The sequence below is a fragment of the Streptomyces sp. NPDC060184 genome (assembly GCF_042728795.1).
Classification (GTDB): domain Bacteria; phylum Actinomycetota; class Actinomycetes; order Streptomycetales; family Streptomycetaceae; genus Streptomyces.
The window spans coordinates 44313-66426 of record NZ_JBHWYX010000036.1; the positions used below are offsets into that span (position 1 = coordinate 44313).

Below are 22114 nucleotides of genomic sequence, written 5' to 3' on the forward strand. Positions count from 1 at the left end.
GGATACGTCTCCGCGCACGCCGTCCACGCCCCTCGAAGTCGTTTGCCCCGCCTTCCCGCCTGATGCGAGAAATGTTCGGCGCAGTGCGACGAGGGGAGCGTTCCGTGGTGGGTGGCAGCACGCTGGTCGAAGGCGGGCCGGACGGGTCGGGGGACCGGGAGGACCAGGTGGGGCGCCCGCCCGCTTACCCGCCGGACGACACCCCGACCGAGGAGTTGCCCGTGCAGGCCGGGCCGCCCGGACGCCCGGCACCCGAGGCGCCCGACGCGTCCGGGCCCACGGCGGCCGAGGGCGAGGTGAACGCCCGTCAGGTCCGCACGGTCTTCCTCGGGCTGATGCTCACTCTGCTGCTCGCCGCCCTCGACCAGATGATCGTCGCCACCGCGCTGCCGAAGATCGTCGGCGAGCTGCACGGGCTCGACAAGATGTCCTGGGCCGTCACCGCCTACCTGCTGGCGTCCACCATCGTGCTGCCGCTCTACGGCAAACTCGGCGACCTCTTCGGCCGCAAGGGCGTCTTCCAGTTCGCGATCGTCGTGTTCGTCATCGGCTCCGCCCTCGCGGGCTGGTCGCGCACGATGGACCAGCTGATCGCCTTCCGCGCCCTCCAGGGCATCGGCGGCGGCGGACTGATGATCGGCGTCCAGGCGATCATCGCGGACATCGTGCCGCCCCGGCAGCGGGGCCGGTACATGGGGCTCATCGGCGCGGTCTTCGGGCTGGCGTCGGTGGCGGGACCGCTCCTGGGCGGGTTCTTCACCGACCACGTCTCCTGGCGCTGGTGCTTCTACATCAACGTGCCGTTCGGACTGGCGACCCTCGCCGTCATCGCCGTCGTGCTCAAGCTGCCCCGGCCCAAGGTCCGCCCGAAACTCGACGTGCTGGGCGCCGCGCTGCTCGCCGTCGCCTCCACCTGCCTGGTACTGCTGACCAGCTGGGGCGGCACCGAGTACGCCTGGGGATCGCGGACCATCGTGCTGCTCGCCGTCGGAGCGGTCGTCACCGCGGTGCTCTTCGTCGCCGTCGAGGCCCGCGCAGCAGAACCGATCATTCCGTTGCGGCTCTTCCGCGACTCCGTCTTCAACGTCAGCGGCCTGGTCGGCGCCGTCATCGGCGTGGCGCTGTTCGGCGCGGCGAGCTACCTGCCCACCTACCTCCAGATGGTCGACGGCGTGAGCGCCACCGAGTCGGGGCTGCTCATGCTCCCGATGATGGGCGGCATCGTGGCCGCCTCCGTCGTCTCCGGGCAGATGATCTCCCGTTCGGGTCGCTACCGGGCCCACCCGATCGTCGGCAGCGCCCTCTCCGCGGTCGGCATGTGGCTGCTCTCCCGCCTCGAACTCGGCACGTCCCAGCTGGAGTACAGCCTCGCCCAGGCGGTGCTCGGCATCGGGATCGGCCTCGTCATGCCGGTGCTGGTGCTCGCGGTGCAGAACTCCGTACGCCCCACCGATCTCGGCACCGCCACCAGCGCCAACAACTACTTCCGGCAGATCGGCGGCAGCGTCGGGGCGGCGATCTTCGGGACGCTCTTCGCCGGACGCCTCGCGGACGCGCTGGCGGTCCGCCTGCCCTCCGGTGCCGGTCTGCCCGACGCGAAGTCCGTCACCCCACAGCTGATCCGCACGCTGGACCCTGCGCTGCGCGACGCGTACATCCAGGCGTACGTGGACGCGATGCCGCGGATCTTCCTCTACCTGGTGCCGGTCCTGCTGACCGGTCTCGTCCTCGCCTTCTTCCTCAAGGAGAAACCGCTGGTGTCCCACCACAGCCCCGAAGCCGCCGCCGAGCCCGCCGAGATCCCCGCGGCCCGCACCGTCCCCGACGCCGGTGGTGTCCCGGCCGCCGTCACCGTGACCGTCCCCGTCCCCGCGACCGCGCCCGTCGTGGTCGCCCACGTCGCCGGGGTGCCGGTACGCGGCCGGGTCCAGCACCAGGACGGGACCACGGTGCCCCGGGCCGCGCTCACTCTCATCGACGTCCAGGGGCACCAGGTGGGCCGGGGCGCCAGCGACGGCGAGGGGCGGTACGCGCTGAGCGTGCCCGGCTCCGGCAGTTACGTCCTGATCGCCGCGGCCGGAGGGCACCAGCCGCAGGCCGTCAGCGTCACCGTCGGCGAGCGGCCGGTCTCCCTCGACATCGTGCTCGGCGGCGCCGGACGCCTCACCGGCCGCGTCCTCACCCCCGACGGCACCCCGGTCCGCGAGGCGGCCGTCACCCTCACCGACGTACGCGGCGAGGTCGTCGCCTCCACCCGGACCGGCCACGAGGGCGGCTACACCATCGCGGAACTGGTCGCGGGCGAGTACACCCTCGCCGCCAGCGCCGCCGCCTTCCGGCCCGCCGCACTGCCGGTGAGCGTGCAGGCCGCCCGCGAGACCCGCCAGGACATCGAACTGGCCGGCGGCGCGGTGCTGCGCGGAGTCGTACGCGCCTCTGGCGGGCGGCTCGTCGAGGACGCGCGGGTCACCCTGCTCGACGCCGCGGGCAACGTGGTCGACACCCTCACCACCGGCCCGGACGGCGCGTTCCGCTTCGTGGACCTCTCCTCCGGCGAGTACACCGTGATCGCCGCCGGCTACCCGCCGGTGGCCACCGTGCTCCAGGTCGCCGGGGGCGGGCGTACCGAGCGCGACCTCCAGCTCGGCCACGAGGACTGACGGCCCGGGAGGCGCGCGGCACGGGCGTGGGTGCGGGGCCTCCCGGGCCGGGTGTGGCGCGGGACTCCGGGGCTACTCCTCGCCCCGCTCCCGCGCCGACGTCACCAGCGACACCAGCGCCCGCGCCCCCGGGCTCGTCGCCCGCTGCGGCGGGAGCACCACCACGCTCTCGTACCGCACCGGTCGCGCCCCGGCCCCCGGGCCGGACGCCTCCGACGCCACCAGGTCCAGGGCGACCAGCCGGGCCGCCTCGGGCTTGCGCGCGAAGTGGCGCGGGACGACGGCGATGCCCAGCCCCTCCTGGACCAGCTCCAGCAGGCTGTGCACGTCGTTCACCTCCAGGGCCACCGTCCGGCGCACCCCGGCCGAGGCGAAGGCCGCGTCGGCGGCCCGCCGGGGGCCCCAGTCCGGGTGGAAGTCGATGAACGACTCCTCGGGCAGCGCACCCCACTCGACCCCGGGCAGCCCGGCGAACCGGTGTCCGGCGGCGCACAGCACCACCATCTCCTCGACCGCCAGCGGAATCAGCTCCCCGCGCCACTCCACCGGGCTCACCGTCGCCGCGAACGCCAGGTCCAGGCGACCGTCCGCCACCCCGTCCAGCAGACTCATCGTGCCCTCCTGGCGGAGCCGGATCTCCATGTGCGGATGCTCCCGGTGGAACGCCGCCAGCAACCGCGCCGGACTGACCCCCGCCACGCACTGCTCGACCCCCACCGTCAGCGTGCCGCGCAGCAGCCCCCGTACGGCGTCCACCGCGTCCCGGGCCGCGCGGGCCCCGGCGAGCGTCCGCACCGCCTCCACCAGCAGCGCCCGCCCCGCCTCCGTGAGCCGTACCGACCGGGTCGTCCGGCTGAACAACGGGGTCCGCAGCTCCTGCTCCAGCGCCCGTACGGACGCCGACAGACCCGACTGGGAGACGGCGAGCCGCTCGGCGGCCCGGGTGAAGTGCTGCTCCTCCGCGACGGTGACGAAGTGCTCCAGCTGACGCAATTCCATGATTGAGCACTGTAGGTGATGAATCCCAGAGGTACTTTCCGTTGGACTGCTGGATCTTTCTCCGTCAGCCTGGGAGGCGGACCTCCCGCGCGGACACCCGCCGCGGAGGGAGCCCCCTGGCACCCCGGACCGGAGTGCCTCGTCCGAGAACCGACCTCGCGGAGCCTTTCGTATGTACCTTCCGTCCGCCGACCGCTACTCCGCCATGCCGTACCGGCGCACCGGACGCAGCGGCCTGCTGCTGCCCGCCCTCTCCCTCGGCCTGTGGCACAACTTCGGTGGCGACCGGACGCCGGACACCCAGGCCGCCATCCTGCGCCGGGCGTTCGACCTCGGCGTCACCCACTTCGACCTGGCCAACAACTACGGCCCGCCGCCCGGCTCCGCCGAGACCGCCCTCGGCCGCTCGCTGGCCACCGACTTCGTGGGGCTCCGCGACGAGCTGGTCATCTCCACCAAGGCCGGCTACCTGATGGGCCCGGGGCCGTACGGGGAGTGGGGCTCCCGCAAGTACCTGCTCTCCTCGCTCGACCAGAGCCTCGGGCGCCTCGGCCTGGAGTACGTCGACATCTTCTACTCCCACCGGCCCGACCCGGACACCCCGATGGAGGAGACGATGGGAGCGCTCGACACCGCCGTCCGCTCCGGCCGGGCGCTCTACGCCGGCATCTCCAACTACTCGCCGGAGCAGACCCGCGAGGCCGCCGCCATCCTCAAGGACCTGGGCACCCCGCTCCTCATCCACCAGCCGCGCTACTCGATGCTGGACCGCTGGGTGGAGGACGGCCTCCTGGACACCCTGGACGAGGTCGGCGCCGGCTCCATCGCGTACTCGCCGCTCGCCCAGGGCATGCTGTCCGACCGTTACCTCGACGGCATCCCGGAGGGCTCCCGGGCGGCGGGCTCCAGCCCGTTCCTGACGCCGGACGCCGTCACCCCGAAGCTGGTCGAGAAGCTGCGCGCGCTCGACGCGGTGGCCAAGGAGCGGGGCCAGTCGCTGGCCCAGCTGGCGCTCTCCTGGGTGCTGCGCGGCGGGCGCGTCACCTCGGCGCTGGTGGGTGCCAGCAGCGTCGCCCAGCTGGAGAACAGCGTGGAGGCCAGCCGGAACCTGGACTTCGACGCGGACGAGCTCGCCCTCATCGAGTCCATCCTGACGGGTGCCGACGCGGGGAAGTAACCCCCGGGTCAGAGCCAGCCGTTGCGCCGGAAGCCCCGGTGGATCGCGAAGCACGCCAGGGCCATCAGCCCCAGTGCGAACGGGTATCCGTAAGTCCACCGGAGCTCCGGCATGTGCGAGAAGTTCATGCCGTACATCCCGCACACCATCGTCGGCACGGCGACTATCGCGGCCCACGCCGTGATCTTGCGCATGTCCTCGTTCTGCCCGACGGTCACCTGGGCGAGATGGGCCTGGAGCACCGAGTCGAGCAGCGAGTCGAAGGACGCCATCTGCTCGTTCAGCCGGGTCAGATGCCCCGCGACGTCACGGAAGTACGGCTGCATCTCCGGCGGTACCGTCGGCAGTGGGCGGGTCGCGAGCGCCTGCAACGGGCGGTCGAGCGGGGCGACCGCCCGCTTGAACTCCAGCAGTTCGCGCTTCAGCTGGTAGATCCGGCCCGCCTCGCCGCGCCCGGCGTCCACGCTGAACACGGCGGTCTCCACCGCGTCGATGTCGTGCTGCACGGCGTCGGCGACGTCCAGGTACGCGTCGACCATCCGGTCCGCCACGGCGTGCAGCACGGCGGCCGGCCCCTGCCGCAGCCGGTCCGGGTCGGCCTCCAGGGCTTCGCGCAGGGGACCGAGCGAACCGTGCCGGCCGTGCCGCACCGTGATCACGAAGTCGTCCCCGGTGAACACCATCAGCTCACCGGTGTCCACCACGTCGCTGGTGGCGGTGAACTGCTCGTGGTCGACGTAGCCGCACGTCCGGAAGACCGCGAACAGCCCCTTCCCGTACGGCTCCGCCTTGGGGTGCTGGTGCCCGCGCAGTGCGCTCTCCACCGCCACCGGATGGAGGTCGAACAGCGAGGCCACGCCCGCGAGTTCCTCCGGTCCCGGCTCGTGGAGGCCGAGCCAGACGAAGCCGCGCCCGGTGCGGCGGACCCGGCGCAGGGCCTCCTCCGGCGAACCGGTCAGGGGCTGCCGGACACCGTCCTCGTACGAGACGCAGTTCACCACCGAACTGCCGAGCGGGGAACGGGCCGGATGGCTCAGATCGACCTTGCGGTGGAGCGCACGGCTCATCGCCCGACGGATGGAACGGATCATCGGCACAAGGGCCCCCTCGGCATGGAATACGCGCGGCCAGTTTGCCACTTGACCGGTGCGTTTTCCCAGGCCGGCCGGGGGCCGGGGGAGGAAGGAGTGCCCGTGGGGCAAGGCCGGTCAGGGCCTACGCCGCGCAGAATTCGTTGCCCTCCGGATCGTGCATGATCCACCAGTGTCCGGCCGGGCCCCGGTCGACCTCGCGGACCGGGGTGGCGCCGAGGCCCTTCAGCCGGTCGACCAGCCGGTCGAGGCCGCCGGGTTCGCTGTGGATGTCGACGTGCAGGCGGTTCTTGCCGGACTTCTCCTCGGGAACGTCCTGGAAGAGCAGCCGCCGCCCGGCGCCCACGCCGCTGGTCTCGTCGTACGGGTCGTCGGGGTGGCGGATCGCGGCGTAGCCGCGGAAGGTCTTGCGGCCGTCGTGCTCGGTGACGGCCTCCTCGCCGAGCTGTCCGGCGGCCAGCAGGCGCGTGACGAGCGGGCTGGGGTCCTCCACCTCGTAGCCCAGCGCGGCGGCCCAGAAGTCGGCGAGAACCGGCGCGTTCCTGCTGTCGATGACGAGCTTCCAGTGCAGTGCCATGCCTCCACTCTCCCGCATCCGCGCGGTCGGCGCCGCCCGCGCGGGCCCGGCGGGCCGTGCGGTGGCCGGGCAGGCCGTGCGAGTTCAGGCCGGTGCTGCGGGCGGTGCCGTCGCCGGGCGCCGCCCGCGGCACGTCAGGGGGCCACCGACCAGGTCAGCGTGTCGGTCGCGGCGGTCTTGGCCGCCGGGTCGCGCAGCGCGGCCGTGGAGTCGGTGACGCGTGCCTGGAGGGTGTGCGTCCGCCCGTCCGCGGTGACGCCGAGCTGCTGCGGCACCACGGCTGTCAGGCCGCGCGCCTGGGTGGCCTCGGTGCCGTCGACGTACCACCGCAGGTCGAGCTGGGAGAGGCCCGCCGCCAGGGAAGCGACGGTCACGGTGACCGTCTGGCCGCGGCTCACCGTGGTGGCGGTGGCGGCCGTGGTGAGCGAGGAGGCGTACCGGTAGAAGCCGCTGATCATGGCCTCCCGGCCCGGCAGATTGAACCGGTTGGTGGAGAGCGACCGCATCAGGGAGTCGGCGGTCGGGCGGTAGACGCCCTGCGGATAGTACGAACTGCCCGTGTACGTACCGACGGTGCCGCCCGAGGGGTCGGTCTCGCCGAGCCAGCGGTACCACTTGGCCTGGGCCGACGTCAGCTGCGCGGCGGTGCGGACGGTGGAGTTGGGCTCGACGGGCTCCGCTCCGGTGTATGTGCCGTAGGTGTCGTACGTGTACTCGTCGGCGAGCAGGCCGATGGAGTGGCCTATCTCGTGCGCGGCGATCAGGCTGGACTGGCTGTTGTCGGAGGAGAGCGTGGAGACCCCGGCGAAACCGTAGGAGGAGCCGAGCCCCGAGTAGCCCGCGCCGCCGTACTTCGTCGAGTTGGAGACCACGACGACGAGATCGGCCGCGGGGGCCTTGGCGGCGTACGTCTTGACCTTGGCGAGGTCCGCGCAGATGAGCCGCTCGGTGCCGGAGCACCAGAAGTACGAGCCGAGCGCGGTGTTCTTCACGACCCCGGCCGAGGGGTCGCCCGAGATGCCCGATTCGGCCGAAACGGCGCCGACCGCCCATACGTTGAACAGGCCCGCGTAGCTCCGGTAGGGCTCGATGGCGGTGACGTCCGCCCACCGGGCGCGGGCGTCGGCGAGGAAGTCGGCCTGCTGGTCGGCGGTGTAGCCGTCGCCGATGATCGCCACGTCCATGCGGGCGGAGCTCGGGCCGGTCTGGGAGAGGACGGTGACCGCGCCGTCCGTGACCGCTGCCGCGTCGGTGGAGCGCGCCGCCGCGGAACCGGCCGGAGCCGCCGACGCGTACGGCGACACCGCGGGCACCTGGACCCGCTGGCCCTCGCCCGCCGGGTCGGGGAAGTACTCGGCCTGGACGGTGGAACCGTGCTGCGGGGCGGCGCCGGGAGTGCCGCCCGCCGCGGCCGTGCCGGTGGCGGTGGACAGTGCGGCTGCGAGGGCCAGTCCGGCGGCGATCGCGGTTTCGCGCATGCGTGGGCGCACGGGATCTCCTTCATGGGGGGCGGGCCCGCGTTCCGGCGAGGGGGTGCCGGTCGGCGCGGGCGGTGGTGGGGGGAGGCGCCGTACGGGAGTGGGGTGCGGGGGGTGCCGTGGCGCGCGCGTCGGCGCGTAAGTCAGTGGGTAAATGTGATTAACGGTGCGATGAAGCTAGGGCCTGGGGCGAGCTCTGGCAAGACCAGGGGCGGAAGTTGACGATGAGTCGGGAGTTGCGCGGGTGATGCCCGAGCCGCCTGTGCGGCGCGCAGGGCCGGTCGCCCCGCCCGTCCGCGTCGCCCGTGCGGGCCGGTCGTCCCGTCGCCCCGCCCGTCCGCGTCGGCCGTGCGGCGTCCGAACTCCGCGACACGCCAGACAGGGGTTACGTCCGGCGGCCGGACGTGCCAGCCTTCGAAGGCGGCACGCCCCCGCGACCACCGCCCGGTCCGAACGGCGGACTCCGGGGACCCGGCCACCGGTGCACCGCACCGGCACGCACCCGCCTCCGCACCCGGAGGCCGACGAGAGGAAGCGACTTGCCGCAGATTCCGGGCAACCTCCTGGCCATCAGCGACCTTCACGTGACGCACGAGGAGAATCGCCGGATCGTCGCCGGTCTCCGGCCGGAGACGGAGGAGGACTGGCTCCTGGTCGCAGGGGACGTCGGCGAGATGTCCGAGGAGATCGCCTGGGCCCTCGGGGTCCTCGCCTCGAACTTCGCCAAAGTCGTCTGGGCGCCCGGAAACCACGAGCTGTGGACGCCTGCGAAGGACCCCCTGCGGCTGCGCGGCGTCGAGCGCTACGAGCACCTCGTGGAACTCTGCCGGAGCCTCGGGATCGTCACACCGGAGGACCCCTACCCGGTCTGGCAGGGACCGCGCGGACCCGTGACCGTCGCCCCGCTCTTCCTGCTGTACGACTACACCTTCCGCACCCACCCCGGACTCAGCCGCGAGGAGGCGCTGGCCGCCGCCCACGAAGCGGGCGTGGTGTGCACCGACGAGTACCTGCTCCACCCGGACCCGTACGAGAGCCGCCACGCCTGGTGCGAGGCGCGGGTGCGCCTGACCGAGGAGCGGCTCGGCGCGCTCGACCCGGACATGCCGCTCGTCCTGGTCAACCACTACCCGCTCGTCCGCACCCCCATGGACGTCCTGCGGTATCCCGAGTTCGCCCTGTGGTGCGGCACCGAACGGACCGCCGACTGGCACCGCCGCTTCCCCGTCGCCGCGATGGTCTACGGGCACCTCCACATTCCCCGGTCCACGGTGTACGACGGGGTCCCCTTCGAGGAGGTCTCCGTCGGCTACCCGCGCGAGTGGAAGCGCCCCGGACATCCCCGCACCGTGCCGCCCCGGCGCATCCGCCCGGTGGCCGTCCCGGCCGTCGGGGAGGGCGGTGACGCGGCGGTGATCCGGGCGGCCCCGTAACGGACCGGCCGGGAACGGACCGGCCCCGTAACGGACCGGCCGGCAAGGACCGGCCGGGAACCGACCGGCGGTCACCGGCGCCGCGGGTCCGCCCGCGCGCCACGTGACGCTCCCCTCAATGCCGTGGTCGGCGCGGACCGGGGCGCGTACCGTATGGCCGCATGAAGATCCTCATCAGCGCCGACATGGAGGGCGCCACCGGTGTGACCTGGCCCGGTGACGTCCTGCCGGGCGCTCCCCAGTGGGAGCGCTGCCGCCCGATGTTCACCTCGGACGTCAACGCCGCGGCCCTCGGCTTCTACGACGGGGGAGCCGACGAGGTTCTCGTCAACGAAGCCCACTGGAGCATGCGCAACCTCCTGCTGGAGCAGCTCGACGAACGCGTCCAGATGATCACCGGCCGGCACAAGACCCTCTCCATGGTCGAGGGAATCCAGCACGGGGACGTCGACGCCGTCGCCTTCGTCGGCTACCACACCGGCGCCGGCACCGAGGGCGTCCTCGCCCACACCTACCTGGCCAACTCGATCACCGGCGTCTGGCTGAACGGCGTGCGCGCCAGCGAGGGACTGCTGAACGCGCACGTCGCCGCCGAGTACGGCGTCCCCGTCGTGCTGGTCACCGGCGACGACCTGACCTGCGTGGACGCGCAGGGGTACGCCCCCGACGCCCGCAAGGTCGCCGTCAAGGACTACGTCTCCCGCTACGCGGCGGTGTGCCGCACCCCCGCCCGTACCGCCGCCGACATCCGCGCGGCGGCCACCGAGGCCGCGCCGCTCGCCGTCCGGTACGACCCCGTCACCGGGGGAACCTACGCCGTGGAGCTGGAGTTCGACGCCGAGCACCTGGCTTCCGCCGCCACAGTCGTCCCCGGCGTGGCCCAGACCGGCGAACGGCGCGTCGCGTACACCAGCGCGACGATGTACGAGGGGATCCGCACGTTCAAGGCGGTCACGACGATCGTGTCGGCCGCAGTGGAGGAACAGTATGGCTGAGTCGCCCGCCCCGACGTCCGTGGACCAGCAGGCCCTCGACGAGTCGGTGACGTTCACCTCGGAGCTCATCCGGATCGACACCACCAACAGCGGCGACGGCACCTGCCGGGAACGCCCGGCCGCCGAGTACGTCGCCGAACGCCTCGCGGACACCGGCCTGGAACCGGTCCTGCTGGAGCGCACCCCGGGCCGGACCAACGTGGTGGCGCGCATCGGGGGCACCGACCCGTCGGCCGACGCCCTCCTCGTCCACGGCCACCTCGACGTCGTCCCCGCCGAGGCCGCCGACTGGACCGTGCACCCCTTCTCCGGCGAGGTGCGCGACGGTGTCGTCTGGGGCCGCGGCGCCGTCGACATGAAGAACATGGACGCGATGATCCTCGCGGTCGTCCGCGGCTGGGCCCGCGCCGGCGTCCGCCCCCGCCGCGACATCGTCATCGCCTACACCGCCGACGAGGAGGCCAGCGCCGCCGACGGCTCCGGCTTCCTCGCCGACCGGCACGCGGACCTCTTCGAAGGCTGCACCGAGGGCATCAGCGAGTCCGGCGCCTTCACCTTCCACGCCGGCGACGGCCTCTCCCTCTATCCGATCGCCGCGGGCGAGCGCGGTACCGGCTGGCTGAAGCTCACCGCCCACGGCAGGGCCGGACACGGCTCCAAGGTCAACCGCGACAACGCGGTGACCCGGCTGGCCGCCGCCGTCACCCGGATCGGCGAGTACACCTGGCCCGTCCGCCTCACTCCGACCGTGCGCGCCGGGCTCACCGAGACCGCCGCGCTGCACGGACTCACCGTCGACCTCGACGCCCCCGGCTTCGACGTCGACGAACTCCTCGGCAAGCTCGGCCCGTCCGCCGCCCTGTTCGCGCCGACCGTCCGCAACAGCAGCAACCCGACCCAGCTGGACGCCGGATACAAGGTCAACGTCATCCCCGGCCACGCCACCGCCGTCATCGACGGGCGCGTGGTCCCGGGCGGCGAGGACGAGTTCCACACCACCATGGACCTGCTCACCGGGCCCGGCGTCGACTGGGAGTTCATCCACCGCGAGGTGCCGCTGACCGCGCCCGTGGACTCGCCGACCTTCGCCAAGCTGCGCGCCGCCGTCGAACTCTTCGACCCCGGCGCGCACGCCGTCCCGTACTCCATGTCGGGCGGTTCGGACGCCAAGCAGTTCTCCCGCCTCGGCATCACCGGCTACGGCTTCTCACCGCTCAAGCTGCCGGTCGGATTCGACTACCAGGCGCTCTTCCACGGCGTCGACGAACGCGTGCCCGTGGACGCCCTGCACTACGGCGTCCGCGTCCTCGACCACTACCTGCGCAGCGCCTGACACCGACGGGGGAAACATCCATGGCGTCCACCCAGCCCACCACGGCCCGGCCCACCACCGCCCCGGTCCCGGCCCCGTACGGCACCTGGCCCACCCCCGTCGACGCGGCGCTCGCCGCCTCGCACGACGGCCGACCCGAGTACGTCGGCACCGTCGGCGAAGAGGTCTGGTGGACCGAGCCCCGCCCCGCCGAGGGCGGCCGGCGCGCCCTGGTGCGCCGGAGCGCGGAGGGCCGGATCACCACGGTGCTGCCCGCGCCCTGGAACGCCCGCAGCCGGGTCGTCGAGTACGGCGGACAGCCCTGGGCCGGAATCGCCCGCGACGCGGGGGGCCCGCTCGTCGTCTTCGTGCACTTCCTCGACCAGCGGCTCTACGCCTACGCCCCGGACGGCCCCGACGCCCCCTGGCCGCTCACCCCGGTCTCGGCCACCGGCGGCGGACTGCGCTGGGTGGACCCGCAGATCCACCCGGACCGCGGCGAGGTCTGGTGCGTCCTGGAGGAGTTCACCGGCGAGGGCGCCTCGGACGTGCGCCGCGTGGTGGCCGCCGTACCGCTGGACGGCTCCGCCGCCGACGACCGGGCCGCCGTACGCGAACTCTCCGACGACCGCCACCGCTTCGTCACCGGACCCCGGCTCTCGCACGACGGACGCCGGGCCGCCTGGATCGCCTGGGACCACCCCCGGATGCCGTGGGACGGCACGGTCGTGATGCTCGCCGAGGTCACCGACGAGGGCACCTTCACCGGCGTCCGGCCGCTCGTCGGCGACACGGACGAGTCCGTCTGCCAGGTCGAATGGGACCGCGACGGCTCCCTCCTCTTCGTCTCCGACATCAGCGACTGGTGGCAGCTCCAGCGCATCCGGCCCGACGCCGTCGCGGGCGGGGCCGTACCGACCAGCACCCTCTGCCCCGGCCGGGGCGAGGAGTTCGGCGGACCGCTCTGGAAGATCGGCCTGCGCTGGTTCCGGCAGCTCGACAACGGGCTGATCGCCGTCATCCACGGCACGGGCACTACCCGGCTCGGCGTGCTCGACCCGGAAACCGGCGAACTCGTCGACGTGGCCGGTCCCTGGACCGCCTGGACCGAGACCCTGGCCGTGCGGGGCGACCGTGTCGTCGGTGTGGCCGCGAGTCCGTACACCGGGTACGAGGTCGTCGAACTGGACACCTCGACCGGCCACACCCGGACCATCGGCGCACCGCACACCGACGCCGTCGACCCGGCGTACTACCCCCGCCCGCAGGAGCGCACCTTCTCCGGGCCGGACGGCCGGGACATCCACGCACTGGTGTACCCGCCCCGCAACCCCGGACACACCGGCCCCGAGGGCGAACTGCCGCCGTACGTCGTCTGGGCGCACGGCGGCCCCACCAGCCGCGTCCCGCTCGCCCTCGACCTGGAGATCGCCTACTTCACCTCGCGGGGCATCGGCGTCGTGGAGGTCAACTACGGCGGGTCGACCGGTTACGGGCGCACCTACCGCGAACGGCTCCGCGAACAGTGGGGCGTCGTGGACGTCGAGGACTGCGCCGCCGTCGCCGAGGCACTGGCGGCCGAGGGCTCCGCCGACCGAGCCCGCCTCGCGATCCGGGGCGGCAGCGCCGGAGGCTGGACCGCCGCCGCCTCCCTCACCAGCACCGGCCTCTACGCCTGCGGGGCCATCAGCTACCCCATCCTCGACCTCACCGGCTGGGCGGTCGGCGAGACCCACGACTTCGAGTCGCAGTACCTGGAGTCCCTGGTCGGCCCGCTCGCCGAGGTGCCCGACCGCTACCGGGACCGGTCGCCCCTGACCCACGCGGACAAGCTCCGCACCCCGTTCCTGCTGCTCCAGGGGCTGGACGACGTGATCTGCCCGCCCGCGCAGTGCGAGCGGTTCCTCGCCGCGATCGAGGGCCGCGGCATCCCGCACTCCTATCTCACCTTCGCGGGGGAGAGCCACGGCTTCCGGCTGGAGGCCACCTTGATCCGTGCATTGGAGGCCGAACTCTCCCTGTACGCACAGACCTTCGGCATCGACGGAGTCGACGTCCCGGCCCTGGAGCTGAAGCGGTGAGCGCGGCCCCCGCCGGTACGGGCCCCGCACCGCTCACCCGGGCCCACCGGCTGAGGCCCGGCGCCCGGGTGGCCGTCGTCTCGCCCAGCGGGCCCGTACCCGCCGAACGGCTGGACGCCGGGCTGGACCTGCTGCGCGGCTGGGACCTCGATCCCTTCGTCACCCCGCACGCCCGCGACGTCCACCCCGAACTGCGCTACCTCGCCGGGACGGACGAACACCGGGCGCAGGACCTCCAGGACGCCTGGTGCGACCCGTCCGTCGACGCGGTCCTCTGCGCCCGGGGCGGCTACGGCGCGCACCGCATGGTCGACCTGCTCGACTGGACCGCCATCCGCGCGGCCGGTCCCAAGCCGTTCGTCGGCTACAGCGACATCACCGTGCTCCACGAGGCGTTCGCCCTGCGCGCCGGGTTCTCCACCCTGCTCGGCCCCATGGTCGGCGCCGAGACCTTCCTCAAGGACGCACCCACCCAGGACGCCCTGCGCGCCACCCTCTTCGCACCCGAGTCGGTCCGCACGCTGGGCCTGGAGACCGCGGCCTCCCTGGTCCCGGGCCGGGCCCGGGGCGTCACCTACGGCGGCTGCGTCAGTCTGCTCGCGGCCGACCTCGGCACCCCCGGCGCCCGCACCTCGGCCCGGGGCGGCCTCCTCCTCGTCGAGGACGTCACCGAGGACCCGTACCGCATCGACGGCATCCTCACCCGGCTGCTGCGCTCCGGGGCTCTGGAGGGCGTCGCCGGGGTGGTCTGCGGTTCCTGGGAGAACTGCGGACCGTACGACAGGGTCCGCGCGGTGCTCGCCGACCGGCTCGGCGGCCTCGGGGTGCCCGTCGTCGAGGAGCTGGGATTCGGCCACGGCCCGACCACGCTCACCCTCCCGCTCGGACTCCCCGCCCTGCTCGACGCCCCCGCGGACGGCGGCCGGGCGACCCTCACGGTGGAGGTTCCCGCACTCGTCTGACGGAACGCCGCGCCCGGCCGGGGTGCGGGCCGGGGAGCGGGCTCGGCGGGCCGCTCCCCGCCCCGCGTCGGGTCAGGGGTGGAAGCGCCACCGGCCTTCGGAGACGACGTCCACCGTGTCGTCCCGGACGCGGACGGCCGTGTCGTCGTCGATGAACCAGACCGGGAAGCCGGCCCGCGCGGCGATGCGGTCGGCCCAGGCGTCGTCCCGCTCGGGGAAGTCCGGCGAGTGCAGGTGGGGCTTGAGATACCAGTCGAAGAGTCCGAACGGAGGTTCCACGGTCGTCGCGCCGAGCGCGTGGAGGTCCCCGGCGTCGCCGATGACGTCGGCGGAGTGCGCGGTGAGGTTCTGGCTGAAGATCATCGATCCGGCGCTCATCCCCACGTAGACCCTGCTCTCCAGCGCCTCCAGGATCCCGTCGGCCAGGCCGCCCGCCGTGATGCTGCGCGCGAGGTGGTACTGGTTGCCGCCGCCGACGTGGATGACGTCGGCGTGGAGCAGCCGGTCGAGCACCGTCCGCCGGGGCAGGCCGTTCAGTTCCAGGACGTCGAACTCGCGCCAGCCGAGGCCGTGCAGCCGGTTCATGTCCGCGAGGAGCCACCCGTGGTCCCCGGGCTCGGCGGTCGACGCCGTGGGGACGTACACGACGTTCGCCGACCCGAAGGGCTTTCCCAGCATGTCCCGCAGGGCGCCCCGCAGCGTCTCGTTGCGCAGGCCGCTCGCTGTCAGCAGAAGATTCATCGCGCGAGTGAACCACGACGGACGGGCGCGCGCGCAACGGCAATTCCGCGTTCCGGCCCGCGACTCCCCCGGGGGAATTGGCGCCGGGAGCGTTGACACCGGTGTGCTCCGTGTCACAGCATGAACACGTTCTGTCACCTGCGGGTCGATGGCCCAGGTCATGTGGTGAGAGTCCCGCCTGCCGGGCGCACGACGCTCCGTCCACCACACGACCTGGCTCTTTCCCGTGCGTTTCGGCGTTTCGGTGGTCTGTTCGGGCGTCGGCCGGTGATCACGGTGCCCTGGGTGTGGAGGTCCGCGGTGTCAGGTGTCGTCGCCAGGTTCGGGAAACCGTTCGCGGCCCTCGCCGCAGCGGCGCTGACCGCCCCGCTCGTCCTGTCCGTCCCCGCCCGCGCGGCGGACGAGCCGTACACCGTCACTCCGCTCACGTTCACCGTGCGCGCGGGCGGCCACGACTGCACCGTCGACGCCGACCTCTACCGGCCGCGCGGAGCCGACGCCGCGCACCCGGCTCCGGCGGTCCTGGCGACCAATGGCTTCGCGGGCAGCAAGTCGGACGGCTCCACCGACGCCCTCGGCCGCGCCTTCGCCGCCCGGGGCTACGTGGGGCTGGTCTACTCCGGCCTCGGCTTCGGCCGGTCCGGCTGCCTGATCACCCTGGACGCCCCGGGGGCCGACGGGAAGGCCGCCTCCGGACTGGTGGACTTCCTCGCGGGCACCCGGGCGGCCGACGACGGCACCCGGGCCGACTTCGTCACGCTCGACGGGGCGGGCGACCCGCGCGTCGGCATGATCGGGGGCTCGTACGGCGGCGCGGTCCAACTCGCCACCGCCTCCGTCGACCACCGCGTCGACGCGCTCGTCCCCCTCATCACCTGGAACGACCTCGGCTACTCGCTCGCGCCCAACAACGTGACGGAGGACGCGGGGAACGCCGTCAGGGGAAGCGGCACCGGGGGAGGAGCCGCCGCGCCCCGCACCCCGGGCGCCTTCAAATGGCAGTGGACCAACGGCTTCTACCTGATGGGCGAGGGGCAGCCCCTGCTCGCCCCCAGCCTCGACCCGTCACGTTTCGGCACCCTGGACTGCCTGCACTTCACCCCCGAGGCCTGCGACACCATCAGCTTCCTCAACTCCGGCCGCTACCCGGCCGCCGAGGCCGAGGCCGTGCTCGCCTACACGCGCGGCGTCTCCCCGGTCTCCTACCTCGACCGGGTCGAGGCGCCCACCCTCCTGGTGCAGGGCCAGGCGGACACCCTGTTCAACCTGAACGAGGCCACCGACACCTACGACACCCTCCGGGCGCGCGGCGTCCCCGTCAAGATGATCTGGCAGGCCTGGGGGCACAGCGGGGGAGGCGCCACCCCCGGCGAACTCGATCTGTCCCAGGGCAACCTGGAGACGAGTTACGTCGGCCGGCGCGTCCTCGCCTGGTTCGACCGCCATCTCCGCCGCCAGGCCGCCGACACCGGGCCCGCCTTCGCGTACTACCGCGACTGGGCGAGCGGTTACGGCACCGCCGACGCGCCGCCCGTACCCTCGCGCACCCTGTACCTCTCGGGCGACGGCACCCTGGCACAGCGCCGCGCGGACGTGGTCACCGGCACCGCGGAGTACACCAACCGGCCGCTGCCCAGCAGCCATTCGGAGACCTCGCTGTCCGGGCTCACCGGACTTCCCGACATCGCCCCCTACGACACCGCCGGTACCCACCTCGACTGGACCTCCGCCCCGCTCACCGCCGGCCTCGACGTGGTGGGCGCGCCCCGCGCCCGGCTGCGGGTGTCGTCCCCGAAGGCGGAACGGGTCCAGAACAGTGGGGACGCCGCCGACCGGCTCGTGCTCTTCGCGAAGGTGTACGACGTCGCCCCCGACGGGTCCGTCGAACTGGTCCACCGGCTGGTCGCCCCGGTGCGCGTACCCGACGTGACCAGGCCCTTCACCGTACGGCTCCCGGGCATCGTCCATCGGTTCGCCGCCGGTCACCGGATCCGCTTCGCGATCGCGGGGAGCGACACCGCGTACTACGGCAACCGGGGGACCAAACCCGTCACCGTCTCCGCCTCACCACAGGACACCGGCCTGCTGGAGCTGCCGGTGGTCCCGGCCGGCTGAGCCGCCCATCACCCGAACGGACGCACACCACCGGCCGCCGGACGCCCGACGGGCGCATGCTGGTCGCCGGAGGGCGGTCGCGTTCGGCCCGACCCGCGCGGGGCTGCTCCGGCGACCAGGGAAAGGCCGGACCCATGAGCCCCAAGAACGTGTCCAGCGACGGCAGGGGAGCCGGCAACGGCCTGCTCACTCCCGGCCGTATCGTGGTGGCCGTCATCGCCGTGCTGGCGATCGTCTTCATCTGCGTGAACACCGGGGACGTCACCATCCGCGTCATCATCCCCACGGTCACCATGCCGCTCTGGCTCGCGCTGCTGGGTGTCTTCCTCGCCGGGCTGGTCTGCGGGGGATACGTGTTCCGGCGGCGGAACAAGTGACGCCCGGACGGCGCAGGAGCGGTACCGGACGAGCGTGACGGGATGAGCGGCGTCGGGGCCGGGGACGGGGCCGGGGACGGGGCCGGTGGTGAGCTTCCTGCCGGGCCGTCCTACGGTGGCCCGATGCACTCATCGGACGATCATTCCGCAGGCGCCCCGGACGCCCCGGCCGCCGCCGGTTCAGGGCCCTTCGCGCAGGCCCCGTCCGCCGCGCACCCGGGCACGGACCTCCCACGGGGGCCGCTGACCTCGCTGCGCCGCTTCACCCCCGAGGACGCCGCCGAGTTCACCCGACGCGCGCGAGAGAGCCGTGCCCTGCACCGCCCCTGGCTCTTCCCGCCCACCGAGGAGGAGGCGTACGCCGCCTACGCGGGAAGGCTGCTGGCGAGCCCCGAGCGAGAGGGCTTCCTCGTCGGCGAGCGCGCGGCGGACGGTGCGATCGCCGGATTCGTCAACATCAACAACATCGTCGCCGGAGCCTTCCGCTGCGGGGCCCTCGGATACGGTGCCTTCGCGCACGCCGCAGGGCGAGGGCTGATGTCCGAAGCCCTCGGCCTCGTCCTCCGGTACGCCTTCGGCCCGCTGGGACTGCACCGGCTGGAGGCCAATGTGCAGCCCGGCAACGCGGCCTCGATCGCGCTGGTCCGGCGGGCCGGTTTCCGGCTCGAAGGGTTCTCGCCGGACTTCCTCCACATCGACGGGGCGTGGCGCGATCACGAGCGCTGGGCGATCACCTCGGAGATGCTGCCGGAGAAGCAGGGCTGAGGGGCAGGACCGAGGGGCGCGTCGCGCGGGGGAGCGTCCCCCGGGAACGAGAACCGGCAGCTCGGCCCGTGCCTCGGCCCGTACCTCAGCCGGAGCCCGCGTCCGGAACGGCGAAGGGGCTCCGGCCGAGGCGGTTCAGCAGGTCCGCGACATCGCTGTACACCCCGGCGGCCCCCGACTCCACCAGGTCCTCGCGCGGGATGCCGCCGCTCAGCACCCCGACCGCCGTGACCCCCGCCCGGGCGGCGGCCTTCATGTCCCAGACGGTGTCGCCGACGAAGACGGAGGTCTCCGGGGCGCCGCCCACCAGCTCCATCGCGTGCTCCACCGGATCGGGGGCCGGTTTGCCCTCGGCCGTGTCGTCGGCGGACGCGGTGGCCCGGACGACGTCGTCGGCGTCCAGCGCGCGGCGCAGCGCGCCGAGTTCGGCGCCGGTCGCCGAGGTCGCCAGCACCACCTGCCAGCCGCGCCCGGAGATCTCCCGGAGCAGCTCGGCCGCCCGGTCGAAGGCCGGCAGCCGGTCGAAGAAGGTCGCGTACAGCGTCGTGTGCGCGGCGCTGATGCGCGCGTCCTCCTCCTCGCGGCGCCCCTCGCCCAGGAGCCCGGCGATCAGGTCGCTCCCGCCCAGGCCCACCGACCGGTGGATGTCGTGCATGGCGACGCGGTGTCCGGCCTGGCGGAAGGCCTCCCACCACGCGGTCACGTGCAGGTGGTTCGTGTCGACGAGCGTTCCGTCGACGTCGAAGATCGCGGCGTGCGTCATGGTCGCTCCCAGGGAGACGCGTTCAGCCCGTACCCGCGACGAGTGCCGCCTTCGCCTCGCGCACGAAGGGGCCGAGGTCGTCCGGGGTGCGGGAGGTGATCAGCGTCCAGTCACCGGCGGTGTCGGCGATCACCGGCTCGTCCACCCAGGTCCCGCCCGCGTTCCGGATGTCCGTGCGCAGCGAGGGGTACGAGGTCAGCGTACGGCCGTCGACCGCACCGGCCTCCACCAGCAGCCACGGGCCGTGACAGATCGCCGCGACGGGCCGGCCGGTCCGGGTGAACGACCGGAGGATCTCCAGCGCCTCGTCCTGGAGCCGCAGGGCGTCCGCGTTCAGCGTCCCGCCGGGGACGAGCAGCAGGTCGTACGCCGTCGGATCGACGTCCGCCAGCGTCAGGTCCGGCCGCACCGCCTTGCCCGGGTCCTTGTCGCCGACCAGTGTGCGGATCTCGTCCGGGGAGACGGCCGCCACCCGCACCTCCGCGCCGCTGTCCCGCAACTGCCCCACCGGTACGACCAGCTCGTCCTGTTCGACGCCGTCATTGGTCACGATCGCCAGAACCCGTCGCCCAGCGAGGGAGGTGTCAGCCATGTCGGTGCCTTTCCGTGTGGTGTGCACGGAGCTGCCCGGGGTGAGCGGCTCCGCCCGTACCCGTACGCCTCTCCAGACTCGCACGGACCACACGTACCCGCGTCGTGGCGGCGGGGATGCCTCGCGCTCCCCGTCGGAATCAACGGTTCCTCCAACGGCGCGCCACAGCCGGAGGGACACCCCCGGAAGATCACGGACATACGCGGGCGCGGCCCCTGCGCGGGCTTTCCGCGTGCTACGAGAGAGGAGTTCCGGCCGGGACCTTCCGCCGGCCGCGCACGATTCGAGGCCCGCGCCGCAAGCCGGCCGGGCAGGGTGAGGGGAAACATGGGGAGATCGACGAGGAGACGCGCGGGACGGAGGTCCGGCGCGGTGGCCGTCGTGCTGGGGGCGATGATGGCGGCGGGGGTGGCCGGCCCGGGCGCGCAGTCGGCCGCCGCCCAACCGGCCTTTCCCTCCTGGCTGGTGGGGTTCGAGAGCGAGAACCCGGTCACCGGTGTCCACCGGGGGTGCACGGCGGTCGAAGTGACCGGGATCCGTGAGGTGACCGCCCCGGACTGCTTCACCGGCCGGTCGGGGAACGACTGGTACTGGTGGTACCACGGGGGCACTCCGGACTGGGGAGGGAACGTCCTGCGGTACGCGACCGCCGCAGGGTACGACGCCACGACCCGTAAGGACGCCCTCGCGGTCGCCCCCGCGGGCAACTCCCCGGTGAGCTACACGACCGGCAACGGCCACCCGGTCCTCGCGACCACGGCCGACGCCGCTCTGTACGCGCCGGGTGCCGCGGCCACCTTCTACTCCTGGGCGGGCAGGGACCCCGAGAGCCCACGCTCGGCGCACACCGAGCAGGTGGCGATCCTGACCACTGCGACCTGCACCTCGCGCCTCGGGCGGACGCCGCCGGCCGGCTCCTTCTGCACCATGCCGGCCAAGGGCGCCCCGGCACCCGACCCCGCCGACCAGTGCCTGGGGGACGCGGGCGGTGCGCTCATGGCCGGCGGCAAACTGATCGGCATCTCGGCCACCCCTGCCGCGGGATGCGTCGCCGGCGGGGTGCGCCTCTACACCGGAGTCGCCGCGCACCGGACGACGGTCGAGACATGGCGCCACGACGTCTACTTCGACGACTGGGACGGCCGCGGCTCGGTGGTCGCGACCCAGCCGAGCACCGGCGGAGGACTCGTCTCCTTCTGCGGGGTGGACAGCCAGGACCGTCTCGTCAACTGCGAGCACGAGATCGGGGCGACCGGCTTCTGGCACGTCTCCTACGACTGGCTCCTCCAGCCCGGCGACATCACCGGTGACGGCAACGCCGACCTGCTCGCCCGGACGCCGGGCGGCGGCCTCTACCGCTACTCGGGGCCGGGCCCGGCCTGGGATTCCCTCGACACCCGGCCGCACACCTGGCTGGGCAACGGTTTCGCCGGATACAACGCCCTCTTCGCCGCCACCGACTTCTCCGGCGACGGGCTGCCCGACCTCCTCGGCAGGGACGCCGCGGGCGACCTCTGGCTCCACACCGGCAACGGCAAGGGCGGATTCGGCCCGAGGAAGCACATCGGCGTCGGCCTCAAGGGCTACAACCTGGTCACCGGACGCGGCGACCTGTCCGGTGACGGCCTCGCCGACTTCGTGGCACGCGACGGCGCGGGCACCCTGTGGCTCTTCAAGGGCAACGGCAGGGGCAGCTACGCGGGCCGGGCGAAGCTCGGTACCGGGTACGCCGGTTACCGGCGCATCGTCGCGGCCGGCGACATCGACGGCGACGGACGCCAGGACCTCTTCGCGACCACGCCCGCGGGCGGCGCGGCCGTCCTCAACGTCTCGAAGGGCGTGCTCGCACCGGCCAAGTGGTACGCCTCCACGGGATACCAGTTCTTCTCCCACATCGCCTGAACGGGCCCGAGCCACTGCCCCGCCCGACCCCCGCGCACGCTCCGGGGCCGGGCGGGGCTTCTCCGGCCGGGCCCTCGGGCGGCGCGCCGGCCGA

Annotated in this window: 18 protein-coding genes; 11 read left to right on the top strand and 7 right to left on the bottom strand. The window is 73.3% G+C overall.

Going from position 1 to position 22114, the window contains the following annotated elements; all coding sequences use genetic code 11:
* The first annotated feature begins 104 nt into the window (after nt 1-104).
* Entirely contained in the window at nt 105-2660 is a 2556-nt protein-coding gene (locus ACFWEE_RS23205) for an MFS transporter (protein ID WP_386891741.1), read from the top strand.
* A gap of 72 nt (nt 2661-2732) precedes the next feature.
* On the opposite strand, the gene ACFWEE_RS23210 is transcribed toward ACFWEE_RS23205, so the two are convergent.
* Entirely contained in the window at nt 2733-3659 is a 927-nt protein-coding gene (locus tag ACFWEE_RS23210; protein WP_386891742.1) for a LysR family transcriptional regulator, read from the bottom strand.
* Nucleotides 3660-3831: 172 nt separating this feature from the next.
* Here ACFWEE_RS23210 and ACFWEE_RS23215 point away from each other — a divergent pair, with 172 nt between their 5' ends.
* Nucleotides 3832-4836, top strand: a complete 1005-nt coding sequence (locus ACFWEE_RS23215) for an aldo/keto reductase (protein WP_386891743.1) — start codon at nt 3832-3834, stop codon at nt 4834-4836.
* A gap of 8 nt (nt 4837-4844) precedes the next feature.
* Here ACFWEE_RS23215 and ACFWEE_RS23220 read toward each other — a convergent pair whose 3' ends face one another.
* The 3 genes from ACFWEE_RS23220 to ACFWEE_RS23230 all read right to left on the bottom strand — a co-directional run bounded on the left by ACFWEE_RS23220 (nt 4845) and on the right by ACFWEE_RS23230 (nt 7994).
* Nucleotides 4845-5927, bottom strand: coding sequence for a magnesium and cobalt transport protein CorA (locus tag ACFWEE_RS23220; protein ID WP_386891744.1), 1083 nt, complete (start codon nt 5925-5927; stop codon nt 4845-4847).
* A 124-nt stretch (nt 5928-6051) separates the two neighbouring features.
* Complete coding sequence (locus ACFWEE_RS23225; protein WP_386891746.1) at nt 6052-6504, bottom strand: VOC family protein; 453 nt, start codon at nt 6502-6504, stop codon at nt 6052-6054.
* Nucleotides 6505-6638: 134 nt separating this feature from the next.
* Nucleotides 6639-7994 (bottom strand): M64 family metallopeptidase, encoded by a 1356-nt coding sequence (locus tag ACFWEE_RS23230; protein WP_386891747.1) that lies wholly within the window; start codon nt 7992-7994, stop codon nt 6639-6641.
* Between the two features lie 527 nt (nt 7995-8521).
* On the opposite strand from ACFWEE_RS23230, the gene ACFWEE_RS23235 reads away from it, so the two are divergent.
* The 5 genes from ACFWEE_RS23235 (at nt 8522) to ACFWEE_RS23255 (ending at nt 14765) form a co-directional block, all read left to right on the top strand.
* Nucleotides 8522-9415 carry a metallophosphoesterase family protein gene (locus ACFWEE_RS23235; protein WP_386891749.1) on the top strand — a complete coding sequence of 298 codons (894 nt, stop codon included), beginning with the start codon at nt 8522-8524 and terminating at the stop codon, nt 9413-9415.
* Nucleotides 9416-9576: 161 nt separating this feature from the next.
* Nucleotides 9577-10410 carry a M55 family metallopeptidase gene (locus ACFWEE_RS23240; RefSeq protein WP_386891750.1) on the top strand — a complete coding sequence of 278 codons (834 nt, stop codon included), beginning with the start codon at nt 9577-9579 and terminating at the stop codon, nt 10408-10410.
* Nucleotides 10403-11743: a M20/M25/M40 family metallo-hydrolase gene (locus ACFWEE_RS23245; protein ID WP_386891752.1), complete on the top strand. Its 1341-nt coding sequence runs from the start codon at nt 10403-10405 to the stop codon at nt 11741-11743. The genes ACFWEE_RS23240 and ACFWEE_RS23245 overlap by 8 nt, the downstream gene beginning before the upstream one ends.
* 20 nt (nt 11744-11763) lie before the next feature.
* Complete coding sequence (locus ACFWEE_RS23250; RefSeq protein WP_386891753.1) at nt 11764-13803, top strand: S9 family peptidase; 2040 nt, start codon at nt 11764-11766, stop codon at nt 13801-13803.
* Nucleotides 13800-14765, top strand: coding sequence for an LD-carboxypeptidase (locus ACFWEE_RS23255; RefSeq protein ID WP_386891754.1), 966 nt, complete (start codon nt 13800-13802; stop codon nt 14763-14765). Before ACFWEE_RS23250 ends, ACFWEE_RS23255 begins: the two co-directional genes overlap by 4 nt.
* 72 nt (nt 14766-14837) lie before the next feature.
* Here the strand turns inward: ACFWEE_RS23255 and ACFWEE_RS23260 are convergent, their stop codons facing one another.
* A complete protein-coding gene (locus ACFWEE_RS23260) occupies nt 14838-15506 on the bottom strand; it encodes a Type 1 glutamine amidotransferase-like domain-containing protein (protein ID WP_386891756.1) in 669 nt (222 codons plus the stop codon).
* A 300-nt stretch (nt 15507-15806) separates the two neighbouring features.
* Here ACFWEE_RS23260 and ACFWEE_RS23265 point away from each other — a divergent pair, with 300 nt between their 5' ends.
* From ACFWEE_RS23265 to ACFWEE_RS23275, 3 genes are all read left to right on the top strand, one after another.
* Nucleotides 15807-17621: a CocE/NonD family hydrolase gene (locus tag ACFWEE_RS23265; protein WP_386891758.1), complete on the top strand. Its 1815-nt coding sequence runs from the start codon at nt 15807-15809 to the stop codon at nt 17619-17621.
* Between the two features lie 134 nt (nt 17622-17755).
* Complete coding sequence (locus ACFWEE_RS23270; RefSeq protein WP_386891760.1) at nt 17756-17998, top strand: DUF1049 domain-containing protein; 243 nt, start codon at nt 17756-17758, stop codon at nt 17996-17998.
* Nucleotides 17999-18121: 123 nt separating this feature from the next.
* Nucleotides 18122-18763 carry a GNAT family N-acetyltransferase gene (locus ACFWEE_RS23275; RefSeq protein ID WP_386891762.1) on the top strand — a complete coding sequence of 214 codons (642 nt, stop codon included), beginning with the start codon at nt 18122-18124 and terminating at the stop codon, nt 18761-18763.
* A gap of 85 nt (nt 18764-18848) precedes the next feature.
* Here ACFWEE_RS23275 and ACFWEE_RS23280 read toward each other — a convergent pair whose 3' ends face one another.
* Nucleotides 18849-19526: an HAD family hydrolase gene (locus tag ACFWEE_RS23280; protein WP_386891764.1), complete on the bottom strand. Its 678-nt coding sequence runs from the start codon at nt 19524-19526 to the stop codon at nt 18849-18851.
* Nucleotides 19527-19548: 22 nt separating this feature from the next.
* Nucleotides 19549-20118, bottom strand: a complete 570-nt coding sequence (locus ACFWEE_RS23285; RefSeq protein ID WP_386891765.1) for a type 1 glutamine amidotransferase domain-containing protein — start codon at nt 20116-20118, stop codon at nt 19549-19551.
* 372 nt (nt 20119-20490) lie between these two features.
* On the opposite strand from ACFWEE_RS23285, the gene ACFWEE_RS23290 reads away from it, so the two are divergent.
* A complete protein-coding gene (locus tag ACFWEE_RS23290; RefSeq protein WP_386891766.1) occupies nt 20491-22020 on the top strand; it encodes an FG-GAP repeat domain-containing protein in 1530 nt (509 codons plus the stop codon).
* Nucleotides 22021-22114 lie beyond the last annotated feature (94 nt).

Excerpts from the sequence above, each read along its gene's own strand:
- ACFWEE_RS23270 (WP_386891760.1), top strand. The coding sequence starts at position 17,756 with ATGAGCCCCAAGAACGTGTCCAGCGACGGCAGGGGAGCCGGCAACGGC.
- ACFWEE_RS23260 (WP_386891756.1), bottom strand. The coding sequence starts at position 15,506 with ATGAATCTTCTGCTGACAGCGAGCGGCCTGCGCAACGAGACGCTGCGG.
- ACFWEE_RS23250 (WP_386891753.1), top strand. The coding sequence starts at position 11,764 with ATGGCGTCCACCCAGCCCACCACGGCCCGGCCCACCACCGCCCCGGTC.
- ACFWEE_RS23240 (WP_386891750.1), top strand. The coding sequence starts at position 9,577 with ATGAAGATCCTCATCAGCGCCGACATGGAGGGCGCCACCGGTGTGACC.
- ACFWEE_RS23210 (WP_386891742.1), bottom strand. The coding sequence starts at position 3,659 with ATGGAATTGCGTCAGCTGGAGCACTTCGTCACCGTCGCGGAGGAGCAG.
- ACFWEE_RS23220 (WP_386891744.1), bottom strand. The coding sequence starts at position 5,927 with ATGATCCGTTCCATCCGTCGGGCGATGAGCCGTGCGCTCCACCGCAAG.
- ACFWEE_RS23215 (WP_386891743.1), top strand. The coding sequence starts at position 3,832 with ATGTACCTTCCGTCCGCCGACCGCTACTCCGCCATGCCGTACCGGCGC.
- ACFWEE_RS23225 (WP_386891746.1), bottom strand. The coding sequence starts at position 6,504 with ATGGCACTGCACTGGAAGCTCGTCATCGACAGCAGGAACGCGCCGGTT.
- ACFWEE_RS23245 (WP_386891752.1), top strand. The coding sequence starts at position 10,403 with ATGGCTGAGTCGCCCGCCCCGACGTCCGTGGACCAGCAGGCCCTCGAC.
- ACFWEE_RS23275 (WP_386891762.1), top strand. The coding sequence starts at position 18,122 with ATGCACTCATCGGACGATCATTCCGCAGGCGCCCCGGACGCCCCGGCC.
- ACFWEE_RS23280 (WP_386891764.1), bottom strand. The coding sequence starts at position 19,526 with ATGACGCACGCCGCGATCTTCGACGTCGACGGAACGCTCGTCGACACG.
- ACFWEE_RS23285 (WP_386891765.1), bottom strand. The coding sequence starts at position 20,118 with ATGGCTGACACCTCCCTCGCTGGGCGACGGGTTCTGGCGATCGTGACC.